Origin of the sequence: Cytobacillus luteolus (assembly GCF_017873715.1) — a bacterium.
Classification (GTDB): domain Bacteria; phylum Bacillota; class Bacilli; order Bacillales; family Bacillaceae_L; genus Bacillus_BV; species Bacillus_BV luteola.
The window spans coordinates 456,534-482,191 of sequence record NZ_JAGGKM010000004.1; the positions used below are offsets into that span (position 1 = coordinate 456,534).

26 protein-coding genes, 1 riboswitch and 1 other annotated feature are annotated in these 25,658 nt (G+C 35.9%); of the genes, 11 read left to right on the plus strand and 15 right to left on the minus strand.

Annotated features, from left to right (window positions below):
• Nucleotides 1-59 precede the first annotated feature (59 nt).
• The 3 genes from J2Z26_RS14215 to J2Z26_RS14225 all read right to left on the minus strand — a co-directional run bounded on the left by J2Z26_RS14215 (nt 60) and on the right by J2Z26_RS14225 (nt 1,871).
• Nucleotides 60-1,259 carry an MDR family MFS transporter gene (locus J2Z26_RS14215; RefSeq protein ID WP_193535967.1) on the minus strand — a complete coding sequence of 400 codons (1,200 nt, stop codon included), beginning with the start codon at nt 1,257-1,259 and terminating at the stop codon, nt 60-62.
• Nucleotides 1,260-1,413: 154 nt separating this feature from the next.
• Complete coding sequence (locus J2Z26_RS14220; RefSeq protein WP_193535969.1) at nt 1,414-1,578, minus strand: glycogen biosynthesis protein GlgD; 165 nt, start codon at nt 1,576-1,578, stop codon at nt 1,414-1,416.
• A gap of 11 nt (nt 1,579-1,589) precedes the next feature.
• Nucleotides 1,590-1,871: a YtzC family protein gene (locus J2Z26_RS14225; protein ID WP_193535971.1), complete on the minus strand. Its 282-nt coding sequence runs from the start codon at nt 1,869-1,871 to the stop codon at nt 1,590-1,592.
• A 225-nt stretch (nt 1,872-2,096) separates the two neighbouring features.
• Here J2Z26_RS14225 and mnmL point away from each other — a divergent pair, with 225 nt between their 5' ends.
• Nucleotides 2,097-3,059, plus strand: a complete 963-nt coding sequence (gene mnmL / locus J2Z26_RS14230) for a tRNA modification radical SAM protein MnmL/YtqA (protein WP_193535973.1) — start codon at nt 2,097-2,099, stop codon at nt 3,057-3,059.
• On the plus strand, nt 3,056-3,628 hold the full coding sequence (gene mnmM, locus J2Z26_RS14235; RefSeq protein ID WP_193535975.1) for a tRNA 5-(aminomethyl)-2-thiouridylate-methyltransferase MnmM: 573 nt from the start codon (nt 3,056-3,058) through the stop codon (nt 3,626-3,628). Before mnmL ends, mnmM begins: the two co-directional genes overlap by 4 nt.
• Nucleotides 3,629-3,658: 30 nt before the next feature.
• Here mnmM and J2Z26_RS14240 read toward each other — a convergent pair whose 3' ends face one another.
• Nucleotides 3,659-4,759 carry a tetraprenyl-beta-curcumene synthase family protein gene (locus J2Z26_RS14240; protein ID WP_193535977.1) on the minus strand — a complete coding sequence of 367 codons (1,101 nt, stop codon included), beginning with the start codon at nt 4,757-4,759 and terminating at the stop codon, nt 3,659-3,661.
• A 101-nt stretch (nt 4,760-4,860) separates the two neighbouring features.
• On the opposite strand from J2Z26_RS14240, the gene J2Z26_RS14245 reads away from it, so the two are divergent.
• Both J2Z26_RS14245 and J2Z26_RS14250 read left to right on the plus strand, forming a co-directional pair.
• Complete coding sequence (locus J2Z26_RS14245) at nt 4,861-5,373, plus strand: gamma carbonic anhydrase (protein ID WP_193535979.1); 513 nt, start codon at nt 4,861-4,863, stop codon at nt 5,371-5,373.
• A 122-nt stretch (nt 5,374-5,495) separates the two neighbouring features.
• Complete coding sequence (locus tag J2Z26_RS14250) at nt 5,496-6,227, plus strand: C39 family peptidase (RefSeq protein ID WP_193536101.1); 732 nt, start codon at nt 5,496-5,498, stop codon at nt 6,225-6,227.
• Between the two features lie 29 nt (nt 6,228-6,256).
• Here J2Z26_RS14250 and asnB read toward each other — a convergent pair whose 3' ends face one another.
• A complete protein-coding gene (gene asnB / locus J2Z26_RS14255; protein WP_193536103.1) occupies nt 6,257-8,143 on the minus strand; it encodes an asparagine synthase (glutamine-hydrolyzing) in 1,887 nt (628 codons plus the stop codon).
• Between the two features lie 246 nt (nt 8,144-8,389).
• On the minus strand, nt 8,390-9,592 hold the full coding sequence (gene metK / locus J2Z26_RS14260; protein WP_193535981.1) for a methionine adenosyltransferase: 1,203 nt from the start codon (nt 9,590-9,592) through the stop codon (nt 8,390-8,392).
• 238 nt (nt 9,593-9,830) lie between these two features.
• Nucleotides 9,831-9,975, minus strand: a riboswitch (SAM riboswitch).
• A 633-nt stretch (nt 9,976-10,608) separates the two neighbouring features.
• On the opposite strand from metK, the gene pckA reads away from it, so the two are divergent.
• On the plus strand, nt 10,609-12,198 hold the full coding sequence (gene pckA / locus J2Z26_RS14265) for a phosphoenolpyruvate carboxykinase (ATP) (RefSeq protein ID WP_193535983.1): 1,590 nt from the start codon (nt 10,609-10,611) through the stop codon (nt 12,196-12,198).
• Between the two features lie 180 nt (nt 12,199-12,378).
• Nucleotides 12,379-13,365 (plus strand): glycerophosphodiester phosphodiesterase family protein, encoded by a 987-nt coding sequence (locus J2Z26_RS14270; protein WP_193535985.1) that lies wholly within the window; start codon nt 12,379-12,381, stop codon nt 13,363-13,365.
• Between the two features lie 38 nt (nt 13,366-13,403).
• On the opposite strand, the gene tyrS is transcribed toward J2Z26_RS14270, so the two are convergent.
• From tyrS to J2Z26_RS14295, 5 genes are all read right to left on the minus strand, one after another.
• Complete coding sequence (gene tyrS / locus J2Z26_RS14275) at nt 13,404-14,648, minus strand: tyrosine--tRNA ligase (RefSeq protein ID WP_193535987.1); 1,245 nt, start codon at nt 14,646-14,648, stop codon at nt 13,404-13,406.
• Between the two features lie 47 nt (nt 14,649-14,695).
• Nucleotides 14,696-14,941 (minus strand) — a binding site (T-box leader).
• Nucleotides 14,942-14,992: 51 nt separating this feature from the next.
• Nucleotides 14,993-15,556 carry an MFS transporter gene (locus tag J2Z26_RS14280; protein ID WP_193535989.1) on the minus strand — a complete coding sequence of 188 codons (564 nt, stop codon included), beginning with the start codon at nt 15,554-15,556 and terminating at the stop codon, nt 14,993-14,995.
• 2 nt (nt 15,557-15,558) lie between these two features.
• Complete coding sequence (locus tag J2Z26_RS14285) at nt 15,559-16,989, minus strand: FAD-binding oxidoreductase (RefSeq protein ID WP_193535991.1); 1,431 nt, start codon at nt 16,987-16,989, stop codon at nt 15,559-15,561.
• Nucleotides 16,990-17,095: 106 nt separating this feature from the next.
• Entirely contained in the window at nt 17,096-17,938 is an 843-nt protein-coding gene (locus J2Z26_RS14290) for a P-loop NTPase family protein (protein ID WP_193535993.1), read from the minus strand.
• 29 nt (nt 17,939-17,967) lie between these two features.
• Entirely contained in the window at nt 17,968-18,675 is a 708-nt protein-coding gene (locus J2Z26_RS14295; RefSeq protein WP_193535995.1) for an aspartate/glutamate racemase family protein, read from the minus strand.
• A gap of 116 nt (nt 18,676-18,791) precedes the next feature.
• Here J2Z26_RS14295 and pdxR point away from each other — a divergent pair, with 116 nt between their 5' ends.
• On the plus strand, nt 18,792-20,189 hold the full coding sequence (gene pdxR, locus J2Z26_RS14300; protein ID WP_193535997.1) for a MocR-like pyridoxine biosynthesis transcription factor PdxR: 1,398 nt from the start codon (nt 18,792-18,794) through the stop codon (nt 20,187-20,189).
• A 270-nt stretch (nt 20,190-20,459) separates the two neighbouring features.
• Here the strand turns inward: pdxR and J2Z26_RS14305 are convergent, their stop codons facing one another.
• Complete coding sequence (locus J2Z26_RS14305) at nt 20,460-20,702, minus strand: DUF2584 domain-containing protein (RefSeq protein ID WP_193535999.1); 243 nt, start codon at nt 20,700-20,702, stop codon at nt 20,460-20,462.
• A gap of 54 nt (nt 20,703-20,756) precedes the next feature.
• Nucleotides 20,757-21,539 carry an alpha/beta hydrolase family protein gene (locus J2Z26_RS14310; RefSeq protein ID WP_193536001.1) on the minus strand — a complete coding sequence of 261 codons (783 nt, stop codon included), beginning with the start codon at nt 21,537-21,539 and terminating at the stop codon, nt 20,757-20,759.
• A 121-nt stretch (nt 21,540-21,660) separates the two neighbouring features.
• Between J2Z26_RS14310 and J2Z26_RS14315 the strand changes: the two genes are divergently transcribed.
• Genes J2Z26_RS14315 through J2Z26_RS14325 form a run of 3 tightly spaced genes read left to right on the plus strand, consistent with a single transcriptional unit; the run spans nt 21,661 to nt 24,226 of the window.
• Complete coding sequence (locus J2Z26_RS14315) at nt 21,661-22,644, plus strand: ABC transporter substrate-binding protein (RefSeq protein ID WP_193536002.1); 984 nt, start codon at nt 21,661-21,663, stop codon at nt 22,642-22,644.
• Between the two features lie 12 nt (nt 22,645-22,656).
• Nucleotides 22,657-23,430 (plus strand): ABC transporter ATP-binding protein, encoded by a 774-nt coding sequence (locus tag J2Z26_RS14320; RefSeq protein WP_193536004.1) that lies wholly within the window; start codon nt 22,657-22,659, stop codon nt 23,428-23,430.
• A complete protein-coding gene (locus J2Z26_RS14325; RefSeq protein WP_406565550.1) occupies nt 23,414-24,226 on the plus strand; it encodes an ABC transporter permease in 813 nt (270 codons plus the stop codon). The genes J2Z26_RS14320 and J2Z26_RS14325 overlap by 17 nt, the downstream gene beginning before the upstream one ends.
• A gap of 17 nt (nt 24,227-24,243) precedes the next feature.
• Here J2Z26_RS14325 and ytkD read toward each other — a convergent pair whose 3' ends face one another.
• Nucleotides 24,244-24,714 (minus strand): RNA deprotection pyrophosphohydrolase, encoded by a 471-nt coding sequence (gene ytkD / locus J2Z26_RS14330; protein WP_193536008.1) that lies wholly within the window; start codon nt 24,712-24,714, stop codon nt 24,244-24,246.
• 75 nt (nt 24,715-24,789) lie between these two features.
• Nucleotides 24,790-25,125: a hydrolase gene (locus J2Z26_RS14335; RefSeq protein ID WP_193536010.1), complete on the minus strand. Its 336-nt coding sequence runs from the start codon at nt 25,123-25,125 to the stop codon at nt 24,790-24,792.
• Between the two features lie 232 nt (nt 25,126-25,357).
• Here J2Z26_RS14335 and J2Z26_RS14340 point away from each other — a divergent pair, with 232 nt between their 5' ends.
• The gene (locus J2Z26_RS14340) at nt 25,358-25,618 is read left to right on the plus strand and encodes a DUF6154 family protein (RefSeq protein ID WP_193536012.1); all 261 of its coding nucleotides are present in this window, start codon (nt 25,358-25,360) and stop codon (nt 25,616-25,618) included.
• Nucleotides 25,619-25,658: the final 40 nt, after the last annotated feature.

Below are 25,658 nucleotides of genomic sequence, written 5' to 3' on the forward strand. Positions count from 1 at the left end.
TTTTAAAAATTATAGAAATAAAAAAATGACGTGAAACATATGTGCCACGTCATTTCATCTTAAGTATGAGAACTTACTATCACTGAAGTATCTTGACTTTTTTTCTTTAATTTCTGGTCATATAAAGCAGTTGGAATAATAGATAATATTATTAACATCATCAAAATGATAAATAGTAGTTCAATATTATATAAATCTACTATTATACCACCGAAAATTGGACCTAACATTCTACCACCAGTAGCCGTGCTATTAACAATGCCCTGATAAAAGCCTTCTCTACCTTTAGGTGCCAGTTCATTGGCAATAGTCGGTACAGCCGGCCACACAAACATCTCCCCTATCGTAAGAATGATCATAGCTACTACAAAAGCAGTAAACATCTCCGCTTTAGCAACTATAGCAAAAGAGCCTACGAAAATTACTAGTCCGATAATAATTTGTGTTTTTAAGGTTTTTGCAAATTTACGGACCACTAAAGAAATGACTGGTTGCCCAAATACAATTAATGCCCCATTGATTGTCCATAAAAGGCTATACTGTTTTAAGCTAATTCCTAGATCTTGTGTGTGTGAAGCAATTGTTGTTTGCCACTGAACATATGCCAACCAACATATTAAATACCCTATGGACATTACTAATAAAGCAGTCAACTTCGTTCTATTTTTCACCACTTGGGGTTGTTGTAAAATCGAGCTTTGTTCAGCTTTTTCTATACTAATACGTCGATAACCAAATAGGGCTATAAAGAAATAAACAAGAATTAAAGCTGCATTTGCCGTGAATATATACGTAAAAGAGAACGATGCAACTAAACCACCAAGTCCTGCACCAACTGCCACTCCGACATTTTGAGCGACATATACTGCATTAAATGCTCTCCTTCCACCTTCAGGCCAAACTGAGCCTGCCATTGCATACATCGCTGGAAAAACAATACCTGATCCAAATCCTACGATTGTTAAAAAAACAACATAATATGGCCATTCATTGTTAAAAACCAGACCGATTACAGCCATTAAGGATATTACAATCCCCGTTAATATAGATTTATATCCTCCCACTTTATCAAAAAGTGCTCCACCGAACAGATTTCCAATAACACTTGCAGCTGAATTAAGCATTAATACTAAACCGGCTACAGATAAAGATTTCCCAAGATGATCATGAATGTAAATCGTATTTAAAGGCCATAAGAAGGAAGACCCCGTCACATTAATAATCATGCCTATCACTAATAACCAAAGAGATCGAGGCATCAGAATCCCCCTAAAATTTGTTATGTTTCGATTTCCAAAATAATTCTATTCCTTTCCTGGTTAAATGGCAATATAAAAATTAACCTACAAAATTTTCTTAATATTCACTAAAAAGACAGCCATACCGAATGTATGACTGTCCTTGTTTTCTGGGTTAATTTTCAGTTCTTTGTTTTGATTTTATAGGTTGGCCTTTTTCAAGATACTTTTTCTTCGCAACCTTTTTAGGATCAAAATCCTGACCAACCTCTATGTCATTACTATTAATTCCGTTTTTTGTTTTTTGCTCAGGGTTATTTTGCTTTGAACGTTTTTTCATTCTTTGACCCCCTAGTGATATTCATTTAAAAGATTTTCATCAAGAGTCATATCATTTTGAATCTGCTGAAGTTGCAGTCTCATACGGTGAAGTTGTTCACGCTGCTGTCCATTGCAACTTAGAGCTAGATGAGCCAGGTCATTTGCACAATCTTCAAGTTGCTCCATAGCATTCGTATATTCAGTGATATTATAATGCTCTTGCTTTCTTGCAACCGTCATTTGCTCCTTGCTCGTTCTAATCGTATCCTCACATCTTTGGAGAAACGTTTCAACTGATTGGCGTGTAGCCATTCAAATCCCCCCTAACTTAACTAAAGAAGCGACTAGCTTCCTCAACCTGTAGTTTGCACCATACAAGAACAAAATATGTCTTTCGGGGCCTGACCCCCACCACTTTAAAGCACTAAATTAACTCCTTTATTAATATTGAAGCCTCTTGTATTATTTGCATTTGAGTAGGGTAATGGCCCGTGATAAAATAGTAAAGTTAATGTATTTAATATAGGAGGTACTGCTTTGACGCAAGTAAACCCGTTCCGATATTCTTCAGATAATAAACGGTTTCATACATGGAACTATCATTTACGTGACTTCTTTGGTCATAAAGTATTTAAAGTTGCGATAGACGGTGGTTTTGATTGCCCGAATCGTGATGGGACAGTTGCTCATGGTGGGTGCACTTTTTGTAGCGTCTCTGGCTCCGGTGATTTCGCAGGAGACCGTGCGGACGATATCCTCGTTCAGTTTCACACGATTAAGGACAAAATGCATTCTAAATGGAAAGATGGAAAGTATATGGCATACTTTCAAGCCTTTACCAACACCCATGCACCGGTAGAAATTCTACGTCAAACATTTGAACCAATTCTTGAGCAAGAAGGGGTTGTTGGTATTTCAATTGCTACACGGCCTGACTGTCTTCCAGATGATGTCGTAGAATATCTGGCTGACTTAAATAAGCGCACCTATCTTTGGGTGGAGCTAGGGTTGCAGACAGTTCATGAACGCACAGCTTTATTAATAAATCGTGCCCATGACTTTCAGTGTTATATTGAAGGTGTAAATAAATTGAGAAAGCACAATATCCGTATTTGCTCACATATCATTAATGGACTACCACTTGAGACTACAGAAATGATGATGGAAACTGCTCGTGCAGTAGCTGAACTTGATGTACAAGGAATAAAAATACACTTACTTCATTTATTAAAGGGAACTCCAATGGTTAAGCAATATGAAAAAGGCTTACTTGAGTTTTTAACCTTTGAAGACTATGTAAATTTAGTATGTGACCAATTAGAAATTTTACCACCAGAAATGGTTATACACCGTATAACAGGTGACGGCCCAATTGAAATTATGGTAGGTCCAATGTGGAGTGTGAACAAGTGGCAGGTGTTAAATGCAATCGATGCAGAACTCATTCGAAGAGACAGTTATCAAGGGAAATACTACAAAAAAGTAGTTGAAGTCAAATGAAGCTAGAACGAATTCTGCCTTTTGCCCGAAGATTGTTAGAAATGGCCATACCCGAAGGTGGGATAGCTATAGATGCTACCATGGGTAACGGTCATGACACCTTATTTTTAGCCAAACTAGTTGGTGAGAATGGACATGTTTATGCCTTTGATATTCAAAGCGATGCTATTACGAATACGAGTATTAGGTTAAATGAAAATCAGCTGTCAGACCGTGTTACATTATTTGAACAAAGTCATGATGAGTTACAACAATCAATTCCTGCTACAACCCATGGAAAGATCAACGGTGCTATCTTTAATCTTGGCTATCTTCCTGGCGGTAATAAAGAAATTGTAACAAAACCAACTTCAACGATCGCTGCTATTGAGCAGCTACTTTCCATCATGGAAAAAGAAGGAATCATAGTACTTGTCATTTATCACGGACACGAGCAAGGTGCTGTTGAACGTGATAAATTACTTGAATACGTCTCAAAAATTGATCAACAATATGCCCATGTTTTAGAATATCGCTTTATAAACCAGGCAAACAATCCACCATTCATCATTGCTATAGAAAAGAAATAAAGAGTGCCATGGATACCCCATAGCACTCTTTTACATTGCTATTTCCTTTTTTGATCCTTTTAAAACATTCGTTACTTTCTGCATTGAACGATATAATCGTCCATTTAAATAAAAGAACAGTGAAGTTTTACCCCCTAGCTGAATAATCTTCTTTGCAATCCTATGTACTTCTTTCTGCTTTCTAACCTTCTCATCTGATAAATAGATCCCTAACAACCCCCTATTTATCATACGATGAAAATGTTCATCAGGTATTCCAGTAATATTCTGATCAGCTTCTTCTACAAAATGATGGAGACGAGCAACTAATTCACTTTGCTTAGGGTAATAAAAACAAAAATTTAAATCCCCGCCTTTTCGATCTTCATCCTGATCAATAAAATAATCTAAAAGAATGTGTAGGCCTTGTATGTAGGGGAAATAACCGTCTCTAATTTTATTTGCTGTCTCCTCAGTGAAGCTTGATTGAAATGCATACGATACCAAGCAAAAGATTCCTAGTGTGGACCCAGAACAAGCAGAAAATTCATACCACTGCATTTCAGGTAAATGCGGTTTATATTCATTAAACCATTTTTCTAACCTTGGCACTCTTTCCTCAACTCGAACATGTTTATGTACCTGTAAATCACAATAATATAAAGCTAGTTCCTGTAGGTGCTCATTGATAATATCAAAGTGTTTAACCTTCCTCAGGACATCCTGACAAGTTTTCACTAAGCTTTTTAAGTATCCACCATCTTCTTGTTCAGAGCGGTGACGATAATAATTTTTCAATGGGCTATCTAAAGTTAAGGCATCTGGCATCGAGTCATGTAATGCTCTAAAATCAATCGGATCTAATGATGTACTTCGATCACACAGATTATCTAAATAATCGCTTATTGTTTGGTATGCGACAATAAATCGGATACATTCATTTTTATGTTCATGCGCAAGAAGAGCTAAGATAGCTCCACCTTCACAATGAAAAGCTTTTGTATTTATACTGGCTAGTGCCTGTGTCCTAAGTTCAGGATCTGGTATTTGATTTGCTTTTTCTCGCCAATATGACAAATGTTTATGAACTTCAGGTAAAACATCTTTATATACCTTTGCCATTAAACTTACAGAATTAGATGGTACCTTCATCAAAACACCTCGTCTTTTTGATTTTGAATTACCGTTTACTCAAAAATTTGTTACACTAAACTTACTACAAAAAAGGAAATTATGAAAGGAACGAAAGAATTATGATCTATCCTTATAAGGGAATCTTACCTGAAATTGCTTCATCTGCTTTTATTGCGGATTATGTAACAGTAACAGGTGATGTTAAAATTGGTGAAGAAAGTAGTATTTGGTTTAACAGTGTAATTAGAGGTGATGTTGCATCAACGATTATTGGTAACAGAGTTAATATTCAAGATAATTCTATTTTACATCAAAGTCCAAATAATCCACTTATCATTGAAGATGATGTTACGGTCGGACATCAAGTTATTTTACATAGCTCCAAAGTTAGAAAAGGAGCATTAATTGGTATGGGATCAATTGTACTTGATGGTGCTGAAATTGGTGAAGGGGCATTTATTGGAGCTGGAAGTCTTGTTCCTCAGGGTAAGAAAATCCCGCCAAATACATTAGCCTTTGGTCGCCCTGCCAAAGTAATTCGTGAACTTAATGAAGATGACATAGCAGACATGGCTCGTATTCGTAGGGAATATGTTGAAAAGGGTCAATATTATAAAAGCCTTCAAAAATAATATCTGATGCAACTATGTTTACTTATGAAGTGTTTCCAAATCATTTGGAAACACTTTTCTGATTTTGACTACAGAAGGAATGGTATCCTAATAAAAAGCTTTTAAGATTGGAGCTAGTCTATATGATACCTAAAATTCTTAATCAATCTAAACTGAGAAATCGCATTCTTCTAGTATGTACTTTTCTTATAGTGTTTTTACCTAATAATGGCACCGCTGCCTATAGCAGAAATCTTACAACTACTACCACCAAAAAAATTATTTTAGATGCGCCTTTAATTTCACAAAATCCTGAATTACCAAGAGGCTGTGAGGTAACAAGCTTAGCCATGCTTCTGCAACATGCTGGTGTAATGGTTGATAAGCTTACTCTTGCTAAAGCTGTAAAAAAAGACCCTACACCTTATAAAAAACATAATGGCATTGTCCACTTTGGCAATCCATATAACGGGTTTGTGGGTGATATGTATACAAAAAGAAATAAAGGTCTTGGGGTCTATCATGCTCCAATCGCAGATTTAGCTGACCAATTTTTAGCTACTAGGATTATTGATTTAACAGGAGAAGATTTCACACAGGTTTATAAGTATTTAGTAAATGGATCCCCCGTTTGGGTCATTACGAATGCTACGTTTGAAAAGCTGCCAAAATCTTCTTTTGAAACATGGCATACACCCACCGGGATTATTAATATAACCTACCATGAACACTCAGTTTTAGTTACAGGTTTTGATGAGCACTTTATTTACTTTAATGACCCCTTGTCAGGAATTAAAAACACAAAAGCACCAAAGGAAGAATTTATAGCATCTTGGGTACAGATGGGAAAACAAGCGATTACTTATTGGCCTTAATAAGTGCCGCTTGTTCTATCCCATTGTATTTAAGAGAAACTTGAAATTTCACTATAAATCTCCTCAAACTGGTATTTCTTTTCAATAAACACTTGATGCCAAACCATAAACACTAGTACAGTCCATAATTTTCTACTATTATCAGCATTACCTTTACAATGATCATCTAACAATTTTAAGATTATATTTTTATTAAACAGGTGATTAGTGTCACTTGTCTTTATAATGGAAACGGCCCAATCATACATTTCATTTTTCAACCAATGTCTAATTGGTACTGGAAATCCTAATTTTTTTCGATTTAACACATGGTCTGGCACAATGCCTTCTACTGCTTTACGTAAAATGTATTTAGTTGTTTTATTTGCAGTCTTAAATTCAGGTCCAATTTTTTTTGCTACATCAAAAACTACTTTATCTAGAAATGGAACTCGTAGTTCCAAAGAATGAGCCATTGTCATTTTATCTGCTTTAAGTAAAATATCTCCGCGTAACCATGTGTGAATATCAATATACTTCATTCGATTTACAGGTTCATAATGTGCTGTCTCCTGATAAAATGGAGCTGTAATTTGGGTAAAATCTAACCCTTCCTTATAGCTTGTTAATAACAATTCCTTTTCATCTTCTGTAAACATTTTTGCATTTCCAATATACCGTTTCTCCATAGGTGTGCAGCCACGTTCAATAAAGCTTTTACCTCTAACGCCTTCTGGTAGTAGATGTGCAATCTTTCTTAGCAACGTTTTACCGGTTTGGGGAAGCGTATCGAATATCTCTAATGCTTGCGGTTCACGATAAATGTTATACCCACCGAATAATTCGTCGGCCCCTTCTCCTGACAAAACAACCGTTACATGCTTCCTTGCTTCTCTTGCAACAAAATAGAGTGGAATTGCTGCAGGATCCGCTAGTGGGTCATCCATATGCCACATGACTTTAGGTAATTCTGCGATATACTCCTCTGGAGAAATGACATAACTAAAATTATCTACACCTAGCATACTAGCTGTTTCTTTAGCAACATCTATTTCACTAAATCCTTCTGTTTCAAACCCGACAGAAAATGTTTTAATATAAGGATTAAATTGTTTTGCCAAAGATACAATTATTGAAGAATCTATACCACCGGATAAAAATGATCCAACAGGGACATCACTTCTCATATGAATATTAACAGAATCATATAGTGCATCCCTAATTTCGCTAACGAGCGTCTCTTCTTCTGACTTTATTGGTTTAAAGTTGGCCTTCCAGTACTGTTTAATCTTCATGTCTTCATTTAATTTCTTTGTGAAATAATGACCAGGCTCAAGTCTTTTAATCCCAATTGACATTGTTTCTGGCTCTGGTACGAATTGATATGTTAAATAATGTTGTAAGGAATCATAGTTGATAATATCGTTTTCAAACGCCAATAAGATACTTTTCTTCTCTGAAGCAAATAAAATTTTTGAATCATCTTCCATATAATAAAATGGTTTGATACCGAATTGGTCTCGTGCACCGAAGATTTCTTTTGTATTCTTATCCCAAATAACAAAGGCAAACATACCGCGTAAACGTGATGCTGCGTTTTCTCTTATTTTGCTATAAAGAGCTACAATTACTTCTGTATCACAGTTTGTCTCAAATTCCATTCCATCTAGTAGTAACTCTTTTCTTAGCTCAAGGTAATTATAAATTTCTCCATTAAAAATAATCCAGTAGCGATCGTTTTCGTATGTTAAGGGCTGGTGTCCCGTTTCAAGATCAATTATACTCAGACGCCTAAAACCAAACTGTATAATATCATCCGAATAATAGCCCTCATCATCTGGACCACGATGAGTTATTATTGTGTTCATACTTTTAAATTTATCAATGTATTCATTAGAGCTGCTCTTTTTATGCATACATCCTATAAAACCACACATTTTAGTCACCTACACTTTTAATATAAATTCTTCAATACCCATGTCTATTTTACTTAGGCTTTGTATGACAGATCTAGGTTACCTGTTTATTAGACGACAAAAAGTGATAAATTGTTACATTTTTTTAATACTCTTCACTTAGAATACAATTACGATAACTTAAAGATAGTGGATGCTTCTAAAACAAGCAACAAAAAAAAACAGGTAGATATTCGTAGAATATCACCTGTTTTAAAATCTTATTTATTATTGACCTAAAGCTTGTGCTTTTAATACCTCTGCTTTGTCTGTACGCTCCCATGGAAGATCCACATCTGAACGACCAAAGTGACCATATGCTGCAGTTTGCTTATAAATAGGACGACGAAGATCTAGCATTTTAATGATACCTGCTGGGCGTAAGTCGAAGTTGCTGCTAACTACGTCAACTAGCACATCTTCTGAAACCTTACCTGTACCAAAAGTATCTACTGCAATCGATACTGGTTTTGCTACACCAATTGCATAAGCTAATTGAACTTCAACTTTATCAGCTAAACCAGCTGCAACGATATTTTTCGCAACGTAGCGTGCTGCATACGCCGCTGAACGGTCAACCTTAGTTGCGTCCTTACCAGAGAAAGCACCACCACCGTGACGTGCATAACCACCATATGTATCAACGATGATTTTACGACCTGTTAAACCTGCATCACCTTGTGGTCCACCGATAACGAAACGGCCAGTTGGGTTAATAAAATATTTAGTATTTTCGTCAATTAATTCTTTTGGAACAACAGGAGAAATAACATGTTCCTTAAGATTACGTTGAATTTGCTCTAATGTAATTTCTGGGTGATGTTGAGTTGAAATAACAATTGTATCAATACGAACTGGTTTGTCATTTTCATCATACTCAACTGTTACTTGTGTTTTACCATCTGGACGTAGGTAAGGAAGAATGTCATCCTTACGAACTTTAGTTAAACGACGAGCAAGCTTATGTGCTAATGAAATTGGAAGAGGCATTAGCTCTTTTGTTTCATTACAAGCGAAACCAAACATTAATCCTTGGTCTCCTGCACCGATTGCATCGATCTGCTCATCTGTCATTTGACCTTCACGAGCTTCTAACGCCTGATCAACACCCATTGCTATATCAGCAGATTGCTCATCAATAGAAGTTAAAACTGCACAAGTCTCATAGTCAAAACCATATTTCGCACGAGTATAACCAATATTTTTAATCGTATCACGAACGATTTTTGGGATATCAACATAAGTAGATGTTGTGATTTCACCTGCAACAAGTACTAGTCCAGTTGTCACTGACGTTTCACAAGCAACACGTGCATTAGGATCATTTGTTAAAATTGCATCTAAGATTGAATCTGAGATTTGGTCACAAATCTTATCTGGATGACCCTCAGTAACAGATTCTGAAGTAAATAAACGGCGCTTTTTAGACATTCAAAAGCTTCCTCCTTTTAATACCACGAAATTAATCGTGTGTTGTTTGTAAGATACGGTACTCATTCCCTTATTATTGATTAGTTAAACCTGTTTTATCCAGTTATACGTTGAGAAGTTGTTTATTGTCTTAAAAATAATTCATCGTATGTATAACTAATCTGCATCGTTCCCAAAAAATAAAAAAACCTTTCCCTATTTTGAGGAAAGGTAGAATTTTTCAATCTCAGTCCTTTCACTCTTATCGATCAAGGTCAGTTACCTTGCATCAGGTTAGCACCTTATCACTAAATATGTGAAATTTCTCTCACATAATGCTTAAAAATTTAGTAATGGTTGCTGGGTTTCATAGGGCCTGTCCCTCCACCAGCTCGGGATAAGAGAGTATCCGTTCAATGACCAATAATAACTCAGTCATATTGGTAGTGTCAACATTTTTTGACAATATTCTTATCTAAATGATAAATATTCCATTATCACTCTGCAAAACGAGTCCGAATCCGTTGGTTATTCAGACAGGTTGAGCTACCACTCTGCATAACTAGTCCGAATCCATTGGTTATTCGGACAGGTTGAGCTTGCACTTTGCACAACGAGTCCGAATCCATTCGTTATTCAGACAGGTTGAGCCTTCACTTTACATAACTTAATCCATTCGTTATTCAGACAGGTTGAGCCTTCACTTTACATAACTAGTCTTAATCCATTCGTATTCAGACAGGTTGAGCTTTCACTTTGCACAACGAGTCCGAATCCATACTATTGTATCCTTTTCTAAAAAAAACAATTTATTTCATATTTTATAGTGCCTCATATTCTATTTTATTTTATCATATAGAGGTTAGAAACACGTCCTTGCACTATTTTTTAGCTAATTTCAAAAAAAATGGTACATTTATGAAAGTTAAGACGTAAAATATCAGAAATAGTATAGACTAATTAGATTAATGTGTTATACTAATTATGGGATTAACGTTGAAAACATATAACAATTTATATAAAGGAAGGTTTTGCACATGAATTCAGTTGGTGTTTCAAGTGAATTATTAACAGAATTACTTAATGGGAACAATGTTCTCCACAACTTATCTGTGTCAGGCTTAGTAGAAAAAGTTCTTAATCGAAATGAAGGGATCTTAACTTCAACTGGTGCGGTTCGTGCAACAACAGGGAAGTATACAGGAAGATCGCCTAAAGATAAATATATCGTAGAAGAAGCTTCAAATAAAAATAAAATTGACTGGGGTTCAGTTAATACTCCTATCTCAGAAGAGTCATTTGATAAATTATATAAAAAAGTAATCAACCATCTAAAACAACAAAACGAAATATTTGTGTTTGATGGGTTTGCTGGTGCTGATAAAAAATATCAAATGCCAATTAAAGTAATCAATGAATATGCTTGGCATAATCTATTTGCACACCAGTTATTCATTCGTCCATCAGCTGAGGAGCTTGCGACACATGAAACAGAGTTTACTGTGATCTCAGCACCTACTTTTCTAGCAGATCCTAAAGAAGATGGAACAGCTTCTGAAACGTTCATTATCATTTCTTTTGAACGTAGAACGGTATTAATCGGTGGAACTGAATATGCTGGAGAAATGAAAAAGTCTATTTTCTCTGTTATGAACTACATGTTACCTGAAGCTGGGATTTTACCAATGCACTGTTCAGCAAACGTAGGCCAAGAAGGAGATGTTGCTTTATTCTTCGGTTTATCAGGAACAGGTAAAACAACTCTTTCTGCAGACCCTAACCGCCGCTTAATCGGGGATGATGAACACGGTTGGTCTAACTCAGGTGTTTTCAATATTGAAGGTGGTTGTTATGCAAAATGTATCAACCTTTCTTATGAGAAAGAGCCTCAAATTTTTGATGCGATTCGCTTCGGTTCTGTATTAGAGAATGTAGTAATCGATCCTAATACTAGAGTTGCTGATTATGATGACTCTTCGTTAACAGAAAATACTAGAGCAGCTTACCCAATTCAAGCAATTGATAATATTGTTGATCCTAGTATTGCAGGCCACCCTAACACGATTGTATTCTTAACAGCAGATGCATTTGGAGTATTACCTCCAATCAGTAAGCTAACGAAAGAGCAAGCGATGTACCATTTCCTAAGTGGATATACTAGTAAGCTAGCTGGTACAGAAAGAGGAATTACATCTCCACAAGCTACTTTCTCAACTTGCTTTGGTTCACCATTCTTACCTCTACCGGCAACTGTTTATGCGGAAATGTTAGGTAAGAAAATTGATGAGCATGATGTTCAAGTATTCTTAGTTAACACTGGCTGGACTGGTGGAGAATATGGTGTAGGAAATAGAATGAAACTAGCATACACACGTGCAATGGTTCAAGCAGCTCTTGAAGGTGAACTAACAAATGCTGAAACAGTTAAGGGTGAAATCTTCGGATTAGAAATTCCTGTTCATGTACCAGGTGTTCCTGATGAAGTACTTCAACCTGCAAAAACGTGGGCAGATCAAGATGCATACAATGTAAAAGCTAAAGAGCTAGCAGCAAAATTCCGTCAAAACTTCAAAAAATTCTCTAATGTTCCGAAAGAAATTGAAGAGCTTGGTGGACCATTAGTATAGTATTAACGATCAAAAAGCAGTGTGCATATCGCACCTGCTTTTTTTTAGTTTGGTCCCTACAATATACCTAGATTTTCTCCATATATCAGTCTAAATAGTTATTGAGAAAACGTAAATAACCTTATAGACTTATAGAGTACATAAAGTAGTATTAGTTAGTGTTAAAGAAATGGAGGAAATATGAACACACTTAAAAAAATTGGGAGAAGTACATCCTTCCGAATTGCCTTATTGTTATTTATTTTTATATACATAAACAATAGTTCAATCTTTGTAAATCATGAAACTAGTGATTCACTTTTACTGGCACACCGAGGTATAGCACAAACCTTTTCCTTTGAGGGGATTGATAACAATACTTGTACAGCTGAGCGAATTTATCCACCCGAACATCCCTATCTGGAAAATACAATAACATCCATGGAGGCAGCCTTTGATGCGGGGGCTGATATTGTTGAACTAGATATTCATCCCACAAGTGATGGTCAATTTGCTGTTTTCCACGACTGGACACTCGATTGTCGAACAAGCGGAACGGGTGTAACTAGGGAACATACGATGGCAGAACTGAAGTCCCTTGATATCGGATATGGATATACTGCTGATAATGGAAAAACCTATCCATTTCGAGGTAAAGGGCAGGGATTAATGCCATCTTTAGATGAAGTATTGAGCTACTTTCCTGATCAATCTTTCTTAATTCATATAAAGAGTAATGACCCGAATGAAGGAATCCAACTTGCTCAGTACCTTGCAGACCTTTCACCAGAGCAGTTATCTTTGTTGTCAGTATATGGCGGGGACAATCCCATTGCAATATTAAAACAACAAATGCCAGCACTTCGTGTCATGTCAAAAGCAACAATGAAGGATTGCCTAATACCATATTTCGCAACAGGTTGGACGGGAATTGTGCCTTCTAATTGCAAAAACTCACAATTACATTTACCCGAAAAAATTGCACCCTGGATTTGGGGATGGCCTCATAAGTTTATATCACGTATGGAAAATGAGGGTACAAGAGTTATAGTAGTTGCTGGAGACGGTGGGTTCTCAGAAGGTTTTGATCAAAAAGAGGATCTTGAACGACTACCTGAAGAATATTTTGGGGGAATATGGACAAATCGGATTGATATTATTGCTCCTCTTTTAAATAAGATGGACTAGTTAAAAGCGATCCTCCTAATATAGAAGGATCGCTTCACTTATTTTGTTAGTTTAACAAATTTTCGTTTGCCTACTTGTAAGATTAACCCGTCTATAATTGTTACTAGTACATTTACATCACTTACTTTTTCTTCATTCAATCGAACGCCACCATTTTGTATCATTCTACGCGCTTCACTTTTTGAACTTTGTAAATTTAACTCAACAAGCAAATCAAGAATTCCTACTTCAGAGTCGCCTTTCCATTCAACGACTGGAATGTCATCTGGTAAAGACCCCTTCTGGAACACTGTTGTAAAATGCTCTTCTGCCTTTCGCGCTGCTTCCTCACTATGGTACATTCTTACAATCGTCTTGCCTAAAAGCATTTTAGCATCTCTTGGATGTAGTGTTCCTTCAGAAAGTCCCTCAGAGATTTTGTTCTTCTCTTCAACTGATAAATCTGTTATTAAGTTGAAGTATTTCGTAATAAGTTCATCTGGAATGGACATCGTTTTTCCATACATTTGGTTCGGTTCTTCATCGACCCCAATGTAGTTGTTTTTCGATTTAGACATTTTGTCTACACCATCGAGTCCTTCTAGCAATGGTAACATGATTACAATTTGCTTTTCTTTACCATAGTGTTCTTGAAGATGTCTTCCCATTAGAACATTAAAATGTTGATCCGTTCCACCGAGCTCTACATCACTTTCAAGCATGACTGAGTCATACCCTTGCATTAATGGATAGAAAAATTCATGTAAAGAAATTGGTTTCCCTGTTGATAATCTTTCTGAAAAGTCATTTCGTTCGAGTAATCTGGCTACCGTTATACTTGCAGATAAGTTAATGACATCCTCTAAGTTAAGCTCTGATAACCATTTAGAGTTGTAATATAGCTCAACCTTATCCATATCGAGTACTTTGCTAAACTGTTCAAAATAGGTTTTTGCATTATGCTGTACTTCCTCATTTGTTAGTTGCTTTCTTGCAACAGACTTTCCAGTAGGATCACCTATTTTGCCTGTAAAGTCACCTATAATTAATTGAATAACATGCCCATTTTCTTGAAATTGCTTTAGCTTATTTAACACAACTGTATGCCCTAAGTGAACATCTGGTGCGGAAGGATCTAGGCCAAGCTTAATTTTCAATGGCTTTTCTTTTAAGATTGATTTTGCAACTTTTATTTTTAGTTCATTTAACGGAATTACCTCTGATACTCCATTACTATAAATCGCAAGCTGCCTCTCTACTTCTATACGTTGTTCACTTGTTAACTGCTCAAAAAAATCACTCATTGTAAATCCTCCTTTTCCTCAAAAAAATAAAAAAACACGCCCCTAAAAAAAGGGACGTGGATTACGCGGTACCACCCTTGTTGAAGAATTAGATTCTTCCACTCAAGATCGAATAACGGTTTAGCCGTTCTTTGCTAATTCTTACTGTCCAAGATAGATTCTAGGAGATTTAAAGGTTCGCAAAGAAAGTTCAGGGAGGTAATTCGCTCTTATCTTTGTGCTGATTTGCACCAACCATCAGCTCTCTAAAACAGGGAGATAAGTCACTACTGTGTTCCCATCATAACTTTTTAAAAATATAAAGTTTAGTTGATTTTTGTTATTTTAACCGAAAAATTAAGTAATTACAACTCTTTTTTGTTTAATATATTTGTCCTGTAAATAAGTAACCCACTAACAAAATAGATAATGGAGCTACTATAAAAAATAATGTGAATAGTAAAGAAGTCAGCTAAGACACCACCGAAAAAAATAGCGATTGCAGAAAAAATGGAAGTCCAAAAATGGTAATTGCCAATATTTATTCCTCGTTCGGCATCGTCGGTAAGACTGGCAATTAGTGTCTTTTCTCCATGCTTTTGCAAGGCTCCAAATATGCCTAGCAGTAATTGTAAGATGTAAACTTGTTCTATACTACTTATATGAGGATAATAGAGCAGTACAAGTGCCATTCCCCACGAGTTAACGAGTAAAAAATACTGATTATCAAATTTACTGGATAACCGTCCGGCTATTGGGTGGACAAGAGCTGCACTTAAAGCAAACAAACCGTAGGATAGACCGAACTGACTGTAATTTGAACCGATATTATTTATGAAAAGAATATAGAACGGAAAGATAAGACTACTGGCAAAAAATACTGAGCTTTGAGTTATTATTAACCATTTCAATTTCTTATGATTTTCCATATCTATTTGTACCTTTCATAAAAGAAGTTCATAAATCTTTCTTCAGGATCATAGATTAGCTTTCTTTGAAAAAACTCCTCAGCTCTAGGGTAAGACCTTAACATTTGTTCTTTTGTTGGGTATGGCATATAGGGTAGATAATAACTGCCATTATGGGATAAAGTAACATCTATCATTTTTTGAACAATCTCTTTCGTTTTCTGTTGATCACTCTCACTAAATCCTTGATTAATTAATAGCACAAGTGCAAACATATTATCTTTTGCATAAGAAAGAACTGCGTCCTCATCCTTCGACACATATCTGATTGTTATGTTAATTAGATTCAGATCCTCATTTGATAACACCGTTCGTAATTCGTCAATATACCGAGGAAAAAGATCAATCGGAACAAAATACTCTTGAAGGACGTCGGTATCATTACTATTTTCATATTCTAAAAACTTAGATTCTGAGCGCATAACATTATTACGAGAAATAAGAGAGCCATTGGTATTATGAAAATAGGACTGTTGTAATGTCCAAAACCAATCCTTTCCCCAGTCATATTGACGAGATAATCCTAGCGTAAACTTTGTTAACCATGTAAAGCGGTCCTTTTTTAGCTGGGTATGTTCTTTCAGCTCTTCCTTTGAAAGAACATAATTTGTTACATACATATCAGTTAAAAAATTCTCCGGTGCAGTTGATATCCTTGCAAGGTGCATACGCACGCTAGGATCTCCTTTAACATCTTTTGTAAAATATGCAGCATACTCTTTATAGTCCATTGAAACTGTATTCATTTCGTACAATTCATCATCAGTAAGCTCTAATTCAACATCAAGAATGACCCCGAAAAGTCCATATCCCCCAATAACAAGTGCAAAGAGCTCACTATTTTCTTTTCTGCTTACATTAATAATTTTCCCTTCCGCTGTTAACAATCGAAAGGATTTGACTGTATCGATAAGAGAACCGTATCGAATGTCCCTCCCATGCGCATTTGCACTTAGGGAACCACCGATTGTAAAAATATTTTGAGACTGCATGACTTTTACAGCTAAGCCCTGTGGATTTATATAGTTTTGAATATCATTCCACGTTGCTCCGCTTTGAACAGTTATTGTTTTTTCTATAGGATTAAAATCCAGAATTTGATTATAGTTTGTCATATCAAGTACGATTGCGTCTTTATAATAGGTATGACCACCCATACTATGTCTTGTCCCCGCAATTGAAATCTTTAAATCTTTCTCTTTTGCCTCTTCAATGATTTCAACAAGTTCCTCTGTCTTGGTTTTTTGTACAATCTTCTTTACTTTCACTGGCATTAAACCACTAACATCTGAGACAACTAAGTTGTTATCGATTTCTTTATTATTTATAGTTGATAAAAAGAAGAAAGATAGATAAGTAATAATACAAATAAAAAGAATTACTAATCTTTTCATCTAGTTTTCTCCAATCCGTATCTGTTTTATGTATATTAGTAATATTTTACATTACACTAAAAAGAAAAACGATACTAAGTTATAGTATCGCTCATAGGATTTTGATTTAGATAGTTTCTGAGTCTAGTATTGTTTTTAGTTTATTCCTATATTCCTCTTGACTGTAATTATTTAAGATAATATGTTTGTTCATATCTAATTGGGAAAACACATCCATCTCTAGTGCTTTCCTTACCTTTAGAACCGTTAGAGTCCCCTCTAACCCTTCAAGTTCATTCTCTTTTCCATAGCCTTGTTGTGTATAGTAATTTACAAACCCTTCGAACCACTCTTTTGGTCTCTCTTGAATAGCCTTCTTGAAAGAGTAATCAAGGTCTGCTTGGTCTACATAGAAAAGGATTGGTTCCAAGGCTTTAACGCTTTGAGCTAACCCCTTAATATAGTTTGTGATTATTTCCTTTTCTGCACCGTACTTAACCATACCAACTGTAATTGGATTTTGAATAAAGCAACATTCAAATATATATACTTTATTTCCTCTAAGAGCATTCTCGGCAAAAGCGATCCAATTTTGAGTAATTAATTCAATGTTCTGTTCTAAAGGTAGTTCATAGATATCTTTTTGAAAGAAATTGTTAGTAAGGTCTGAAGGTAAGCTTGAGCCAATAACATTATTCACCTTGTGGTAAGGAAGAAAATATCCATTCTCCTTTTCAATTACATGGCTTAATAATAGATCTTTAAAGTTTGTATGGGTAGACAGTAATTCTTCAAAATCCTGTTTTGAATAATAAGCAACCCCTTCAAAATCAGCAGGATGATCTAGGTTACCTTCTAAAAACAATTCAGCCTCCACATTCATTTCAGCAAGGATGTTATGTACTAGCCTGGCTGTAGTAGATTTTCCAAAGCCAGGTAAACCTTCGATTAAGATTAATTTTGTTTTCATAAGCTTACTCCCTTAACAATGTTTGACTCCTAACCTTTATAATCTAACACTCCTAATGAGAGTGCAGCCACTTTATTCGCGTGGATAAAAGTTGTATCAAATAATGGAATGTTCGTGTCATTTTGACTAATTAACAGAGGTATCTCTGTACATCCTAGTATAATCCCCTCTGCCCCATTATCAACTAATTTTTTTATAACTGATAGATAATAGGATTTCGAACTCTCATTAAAAGTACCTTTACATAATTCATTAAAAATAATCTCGTGAACCCCACTTCTTTCTTCTTCATCAGGAGTAATAACCTCTATCCCTTGTTGCATAAGAAGATCTCTATAAAATGATTGTTCCATAGTAAACTTAGTTCCAAGTAGTCCTACCTTCTTGTGACCTAAATGTTCTATGTCGCTAACTAAACAATCTACTATATGAACTAGTGGGACCGTACAAGCATTTTGCACTTCATCTGCCATGAGATGCATTGTATTCGTACAGATTACGATTAGTTCTGCACCTCCATTTTCTAAACATTTTGCTGCTTCTATCATTTTTCCAGTTGCTTTTTGCCATTCACCAGTTCTTTGCAATGCAGCAATCTCTTCAAAATCAAATGAATAAATTAAGCATTTTGCCGAATGTATTCCTCCTAATTGTTTTTGTACAAAACGATTAATATATGAATAATAGACACTTGTTGACTCCCAACTAAGTCCTCCAATAAGTCCAATTGTTTTCAATAGAAATTCCCTCCTTCGATATATAAAATTAAAGTAGCATGATATACTGGCCGTATGAAGTGCCAGAAATGAACTATTTTAATAGTACCAGTTTATAAGAATAGGAGATGAAACGGATGTGGTTTCATGTAGACCGCTCAATTCAAAAAACATTAACACAACAAATCTATGAGCAGCTTCGGAATTCTATCCTAAACGGTGAATTAAATAGAGATGTTAAATTACCTTCAACTAGAGAACTTTCGACTTCAATTGGGGTATCACGCAACATTGTGCTTGAAGTATATAATCAACTGGTTGATGAGGGCTATCTAATTGTTCGACCAAGGTCAGGTACATTTGTTGCCCCAGGATCTTCCTTGATTAAACTAACGACCAATGAGTCTAAGGTAGAAATCAAAAAACAAAATAAAGGATATACAGATGTAATTGATTTTAGAGCAGCTACACCAGCAATGGACCATTTCCCTCGAAAGGTATGGGGAAGATTAGCAAAAGAAGTATGCTACGAAGCCCCTGACCAACTTTTTGGTTACCATTCCCCTGAAGGATTAGTTGAGTTAAAGGAAGAACTGTCTAGATACCTATTACGGACTAGAGGGGTAGTAAGTGATCCTGCACAAATAATAATCACTTCTGGTGCTACACAGGCACTCTCTTTAATTACAGAATTGTTATTAAAAGAAAATCAATTAGTTGCTGTGGAAGACCCAGTTACCGATGAAATGAGAACCATTTTTTCATATGGTGGTGCAACCATCATACCTGTTCCAGTTGACGATAAGGGAATCCAACCAGAATTCCTTTCAGAAGACACACCGCCAAGTTTTATTTTTATCCTTCCTTCTCACCAATTTCCGCTTGGCGGAACATTGACAATTCAACGAAGAATACAATTAATTGAGTACGCCCGTAAGTTTAACTGTTATATCGTTGAGGATGATTATGATAGCGAATTTACTTATGAAGGTACACCTGTCCACTCAGTGCAAGGACTTGACCCTGAGAGAGTACTTTATGTAGGAACATTTAGTAAAATTCTCTCTCCGGCTCTTAGAATTGGATATGTAGTTCTTCCAGAACCACTGATTGAAGAGTGTAAGAAGTTAAAATGGTATACAGATCGACACCATCCCTCATTAGAACAATTAATGCTGACTCGTTTTATAAAAGAAGGTTTCTTAGATCGGCATATCAGAAAAATGAAAAGAATATATAAACAAAGACGTGAAGCACTAGTATCTAGCCTAAAGAATCATTTCCCTGATTCACGTATATTAGGGCATGCTGCTGGCATGCATTTGGTAGTAGAAATTCCCTCAGTAGATTTTAATGGAGAATTATTGGATTGGATTAAAAAATACTCGATACAAATATATCCGGTAGAGTACTACTCAATCATTAAAGGCTTACACAATCATAAAATTGTTTTGGGGTATGGAGGATTAGCAGTAGAGAAAATTGAAGAAGGTGTATCAAGATTAAGCATGGCTATAAAAAGCTATAAAAAATAGGCTGAGACAAAAGTAGTTTAACTATATAGAAACCGAACAATGGTTGTAGGGGTAGTTACACCGCTCCTGAAATATACTTCGGTTTCCGCGGGTAAGAAGGTTATTTTCACTGGCGTGAAAAAACCCACTCCTCGTGCTAAGCACTGCGGGGTCTAGCCGTTGCTTTTCATCCCGCAGGAGTCTACGTATATTTCATCCGCTAGGCTATTACTTTGTTCGGAATTGTAATTAAACACTTATGTTATGTCCCAGCCTCATTTTCCTTTTAGATTAGTTCGTAGAATTTAGGGCAATCAGTTCGTATGTAATCGTTGTTGTATTGTTTGCTAATTCGACCTTTTTGATAAGTGCCTCACCGCTAGAGTCACTTTCGATTGTTCTTCTAACCTCTATCGGAATATCAATTGGGTATAATCGATACCCCTCTTTCACCAAAGTAAAGATATTTTCTGCTACCCTTGTTTCTCTTCCTTTCGTTACAATCATTGTATTAAATTCAAAAGGCATGCCCATAAGCTTGTCTCCCCTTTTTTGTAAGTTGGTCCCTCTTCATAGTATCATAATCGGCTACTGATTTTTCATCCATTCTGTTACAAATTTTACCGTTTCTCGATTTTCAGCTGGCGGAAAATAATGAGTAAATTGTTTAAAATATCTGCTCGTTACACTTTTACCTAATTCCTTTAATCGTTTTTCTAGACGATATGAATGCTCAACTGATACGTTTTTGTCCTTTTCACCATGAATAATTAAGACTGGTGCCTCTATTTTTTCCAATTCATAAAGTGGGGTGCGATAACGATATCGTTCCGGATATTTGGTTGGTGTACCACCAATAACCCTCTTCATCATTCTACGCAAGTCTTTCCTTTCTACATACGTAAGTGACATATCTGACACTCCTCCCCATGAGACGATTGAGCAAATATTCGTTTCATAAATTCCTGTCAGGAGTGCCATTACACCCCCACGTGAAAATCCAAAGGCATGAATACGGTTAGGATTCACTTTCGGATGCTGTTCCAAGACTTTATAGCTAGCTAGAGCATCATATCTATCATCACCAGCAAAATCCTCATTTCCTTCTCCACCTTGATTACCGCGATAGAAAGGAGCCATTACTACAAAACCTTCAGAAGCAAACTGGATAATACGACCTATTCGTACTTTTCCAACATTCTTTATCCCACCGCGTAAATAGAGAAAACCATCATAACAGCCTTCTTCTTTAGGATAAGCTAAATATCCTTTTACACGCAGCCCCTTACAGTAATAGGTAATGAGATACAGTTCGATTCTAGGATTAGGTGAAGGATATCTTTGTCTATCTATAATACTGCCGTCAACCATTCATTCATCCCCTTTCTAATTAAATCCTTCTAGGCATTCACACATTTTTGTCACAATTCATAATGTAACGTAAGTAATAACTAATATTTTGACGTCTTGACACGTCTAGGAGGTAAATTTCATGCGTTATGTATCATTATTTTTGACGTTTCTTCTTATTATTCCACTAGTAGCTTGTAATAATGACAAAACAGAAACAATCCGTGTTGCGGAAGTTACCCGTTCTATTTTTTATGCTCCTCAGTATGTAGCACTGTCTGAAGGCTTTTTTGAGGAAGAGGGCTTAAATGTTGAACTTACAACTACATGGGGCGGTGATAAAACGATGACTGCCGTTTTATCAGATGGAGCAGACATTGCCCTAGTAGGTTCTGAGACATCCATTTATGTTCAAGCTCAAGGGTCCAGTGATCCGGTTATTAATTTTGCACAACTCACTCAAACAGATGGCACTTTCTTAGTTGCTCGTGAAAAAATGGAAGATTTCAGTTGGGATCAATTAAAAGGTAGTACATTTTTAGGTCAACGTAAAGGTGGCATGCCACAAATGGTTGGTGAATTTGTACTTAAAAAGAATGGGATCGATCCACATAATGACTTAGAACTAATCCAAAACGTGGATTTTGCCAATATTGCTTCTGCCTTCGCTTCCGGAACTGGTGATTTTGTTCAATTGTTTGAACCACAAGCAAGTATCTTTGAACAAGAAGGAAAAGGCTTCATTGTTGCCTCATTTGGGAAAGAGTCAGGTCATGTACCATATACAACATTTATGGCGAAACAAAGCTACCTTGACGGTAATAAAGAAGCAGTAGATAAGTTCACTCGTGCTATCTACAAAGCTCAACAATGGGTTCAAACACATAGTGCTAAAGAAGTAGCCGAATCCATTCAATCCTATTTTGAGGACACACCACTTGAAACAATTGAAATGGTTGTTGACCGTTACAGAAGCCAAGGCTCATACGCCACTGACCCAATATTAGACGAAGAAGAATGGGATAATCTTCAAAACATTATGGATGAAGCTGGTGAGCTACCAGCACGTATTGAATACAGCACATTAGTTAACACATCTATTGCCGAAAAGATCATTTCAGAATAGGAGTGATGACTCGTGACTTTTCTCAAAGTAGATAGAATTCAGCATACCTACTTTACTAGAGATTCCGCAAAAACAGCACTTGAAGATATCTCTTTAACGATAGAGGAAGGGGAGTTTGTCTCCTTTCTCGGCCCTAGTGGCTGTGGAAAAACAACCTTATTATCGATTATCGCTGGTTTACTAAAACCAACAGAAGGTCAAATTTTGATAGATGGAAATCCGCCTAATAAAGAAGGACCTTCAATTGGGTATATGCTGCAGCAGGATTACCTTTTCCCCTGGAAAACAATAGAAGAAAATGTTTTTGTCGGACTACGAACCATGAAGAAGTATTCTAGTGAAAATAAGGAAAAAACGCTTGATATATTAAAAGAGATGGGCTTACAAGGAGTTGAAAAGTCTTACCCAAAACAGCTTTCCGGTGGGATGAGACAAAGAGCCTCGTTAGTAAGGACGTTAGCAACGAACCCAAAGATTTTACTACTCGATGAACCATTCTCAGCTTTAGATTATCAAACCAAACTGAAGCTAGAAAATCTAATGGTAAAAACATTAAAGGAATATAGCAAAACTGCATTACTCGTTACTCATGATATAGGTGAAGCGATTGCAATGAGTGATCGTATATTTCTACTCTCAGCAAACCCGGGTAGAATCGCAGAAACCTTTACCATTCCAGAAGAACTAAAAAAAATAACTCCATTTGAAGCGCGTCAGCATTCAATGTACTCAACAATCTTTCAACAAATATGGAAGGAGTTAGATGATCTTGAAACAAAACAGTAGCATTCGTCTCCTCCATGAACAATATTTAAAAGAAATAAAAAAAGAAAAAAGGATTGTTCTATTTTACCAAATCCTTATATTTCTAGTCTTTTTCTCAGGTTGGGAAATCGCCAGTAAAAAAACATGGATTGACCCTTTAATTTTTAGCTCTCCATCAAAAATATGGGCACTCTTTATCACAAAGTTATCTGATGGATCTTTACTCTCTAATTTAAGTGTTACTTTATTTGAAACGGTATTAGGATTCATTATTGGAACACTATTAGGGACAATTTTGGCAGCTATTCTATGGTGGTCAGAACGCCTCTCAAGAATTCTAGACCCTTATCTCGTCATATTGAATGCAATGCCTAAGGTTGCTCTAGGACCTATTTTAATAGTAGCACTTGGTCCAGGATTTGTTTCAATCATTGCAATGGGTGCGATCATTTCTGTTATTATCACCACAATCGTTGTTTACACCTCATTTAGGGAAGTAGACCCTAACTATATAAAGGTATTAAACACATTTGGCGCTAGCCGGAGTCAATGCTTTAAGGAAGCAATTCTTCCCGCTTCTTTTCCTACCATTATCTCTACCCTGAAAGTAAATGTCGGTTTATCTTGGGTTGGGGTAATTGTTGGCGAATTTCTTGTTTCGGCAAAAGGGTTAGGCTATATGATTATATACGGATTCCAAGTGTTCAACTTCACTCTGGTTCTCCTAAGTCTTTTAGTCATTGCAGTATTTGCTACATTAATGTATCAGGGTGTAGAGTTGCTTGAAAGAAAGCTTATAAAGGACTCTAAACAATAGAAAGCTCTCTAAGATAATTAGAGAGCTTTCTTTAAGATATACTCAATGCTATGCTGAAGAACATCATCTTTCATGATAAAACTATACATGGAATTTGTAGAAAGGTTCTTCGGCAGATTATTTAGTAATACTGGGCCTTTTGTTTCTAAGTAATCATCCTTCTCTACAAGCTTACTAACCTTTGCAAAATATATATTTTTTATTATCGTTTTTCCTTTTCCGATAACTTTATATTGCCCGATATAGTTTAAATCTGAAACGATTCCACCCGTTTCCTCCATTACTTCACGAACTGCAGCTTGCTCTGGCGTTTCACCGTTCTCAATCTTTCCTCCTGGGAATTCAAGTCCTCGCTCACTGTGGTCTGTTAACAGCCACTGATCATTATGCCTGCAAATCACCCAAACATGCCTAGGATTCATCGAGAAAGGGTTGTTAGTGAAGGATAAATTAACTTCGTTTAAGTACATATCCTGAAAAACAATCATATAACCTTTTCTCCATTACTTGGTATTTCTTATATGGTACCATATAAAAATCAAATGGTATACGAACAACTCTTTTTAATGTTCCTTGTTACTAATTTCACTTATTAAATTCTGTGACTTAATAAGCTCCTTTGCATCTTGATCACCTAGTTCATACATCATTTTATATATTTTTTGCATCGTTGCATCAATAGCATCATTTGTAGGATCATAATGGTACTCAATGTATGGAACATGCGCTCGTAAAAAGCCTTGCCAATCTGAAGAATAGTTTTGTTCAAAATACTCCCTTAACTGGATAATTTCTTCATCTGTAGCTTCAATTTTGAAGTCCCAAGGAGAAGCTGTACTAAGCTGTGAAATTTCTCCATTGGCGATTGAAACATAATATGTTTTTTTAGTTTGATCCACGAACTCTCACCCCTAAGTTGATTCTTTTCATTAGCTTTTCAAAAATGAGCCAAATTATGTATGTAACAAGTTGCAACTAAATTAGCTAGGGTTATTACCATATTAGTGGAGAGTTTCTGAAAAGTCATTTATACTAGAAAAAAGAAAATTACTTATTGGATAAAAGCATTTTTTCATTTCTATACGATATACTAGTTGGTAACATAGAGTTTTCTAAGAGGAGGCTAGTCGGATGAAATTTATTGATGAATTATACGAGATGTATCGTCACAAGCTATCGGGCGATGAAGAGGATGCAGACATTTTAGCTTTCTCAGTACTAGAACAATTAAATAGAGATGATATGATTACACTAATTGAGGAACTAAGTGACCAGGAGCTTTATAACTTAGTTGGTTTTTATATGATTGAAAAGTTAAAAGCAAAAATGGCTCGTGAGGAATTTGGGGATACTAAAGCGGTACCAAACGATGGTGTTAGAAATTTACATTAAACTTAAAATACCAGAAAGAGAACGACTCTTTCTGGTATTT

What these genes read in the sequence shown, in the direction of transcription:
- J2Z26_RS14310 (WP_193536001.1), bottom strand. Translation starts at nt 21,539, where the DNA reads ATGGTTGACGGCAGTATTATAGATAGACAAAGATATCCTTCACCTAAT.
- J2Z26_RS14225 (WP_193535971.1), bottom strand. Translation starts at nt 1,871, where the DNA reads ATGGCTACACGCCAATCAGTTGAAACGTTTCTCCAAAGATGTGAGGAT.
- J2Z26_RS14280 (WP_193535989.1), bottom strand. Translation starts at nt 15,556, where the DNA reads ATGGAAAATCATAAGAAATTGAAATGGTTAATAATAACTCAAAGCTCA.
- J2Z26_RS14220 (WP_193535969.1), bottom strand. Translation starts at nt 1,578, where the DNA reads ATGAAAAAACGTTCAAAGCAAAATAACCCTGAGCAAAAAACAAAAAAC.
- J2Z26_RS14285 (WP_193535991.1), bottom strand. Translation starts at nt 16,989, where the DNA reads ATGAAAAGATTAGTAATTCTTTTTATTTGTATTATTACTTATCTATCT.
- tyrS (WP_193535987.1), bottom strand. Translation starts at nt 14,648, where the DNA reads ATGAGTGATTTTTTTGAGCAGTTAACAAGTGAACAACGTATAGAAGTA.
- J2Z26_RS14250 (WP_193536101.1), top strand. Translation starts at nt 5,496, where the DNA reads ATGATACCTAAAATTCTTAATCAATCTAAACTGAGAAATCGCATTCTT.
- J2Z26_RS14245 (WP_193535979.1), top strand. Translation starts at nt 4,861, where the DNA reads ATGATCTATCCTTATAAGGGAATCTTACCTGAAATTGCTTCATCTGCT.
- pckA (WP_193535983.1), top strand. Translation starts at nt 10,609, where the DNA reads ATGAATTCAGTTGGTGTTTCAAGTGAATTATTAACAGAATTACTTAAT.
- pdxR (WP_193535997.1), top strand. Translation starts at nt 18,792, where the DNA reads ATGTGGTTTCATGTAGACCGCTCAATTCAAAAAACATTAACACAACAA.
- ytkD (WP_193536008.1), bottom strand. Translation starts at nt 24,714, where the DNA reads ATGATTGTTTTTCAGGATATGTACTTAAACGAAGTTAATTTATCCTTC.
- asnB (WP_193536103.1), bottom strand. Translation starts at nt 8,143, where the DNA reads ATGTGTGGTTTTATAGGATGTATGCATAAAAAGAGCAGCTCTAATGAA.
- J2Z26_RS14215 (WP_193535967.1), bottom strand. Translation starts at nt 1,259, where the DNA reads ATGCCTCGATCTCTTTGGTTATTAGTGATAGGCATGATTATTAATGTG.
- J2Z26_RS14240 (WP_193535977.1), bottom strand. Translation starts at nt 4,759, where the DNA reads ATGAAGGTACCATCTAATTCTGTAAGTTTAATGGCAAAGGTATATAAA.
- J2Z26_RS14315 (WP_193536002.1), top strand. Translation starts at nt 21,661, where the DNA reads ATGCGTTATGTATCATTATTTTTGACGTTTCTTCTTATTATTCCACTA.
- mnmM (WP_193535975.1), top strand. Translation starts at nt 3,056, where the DNA reads ATGAAGCTAGAACGAATTCTGCCTTTTGCCCGAAGATTGTTAGAAATG.
- J2Z26_RS14290 (WP_193535993.1), bottom strand. Translation starts at nt 17,938, where the DNA reads ATGAAAACAAAATTAATCTTAATCGAAGGTTTACCTGGCTTTGGAAAA.
- metK (WP_193535981.1), bottom strand. Translation starts at nt 9,592, where the DNA reads ATGTCTAAAAAGCGCCGTTTATTTACTTCAGAATCTGTTACTGAGGGT.
- J2Z26_RS14305 (WP_193535999.1), bottom strand. Translation starts at nt 20,702, where the DNA reads ATGGGCATGCCTTTTGAATTTAATACAATGATTGTAACGAAAGGAAGA.
- J2Z26_RS14340 (WP_193536012.1), top strand. Translation starts at nt 25,358, where the DNA reads ATGAAATTTATTGATGAATTATACGAGATGTATCGTCACAAGCTATCG.
- J2Z26_RS14270 (WP_193535985.1), top strand. Translation starts at nt 12,379, where the DNA reads ATGAACACACTTAAAAAAATTGGGAGAAGTACATCCTTCCGAATTGCC.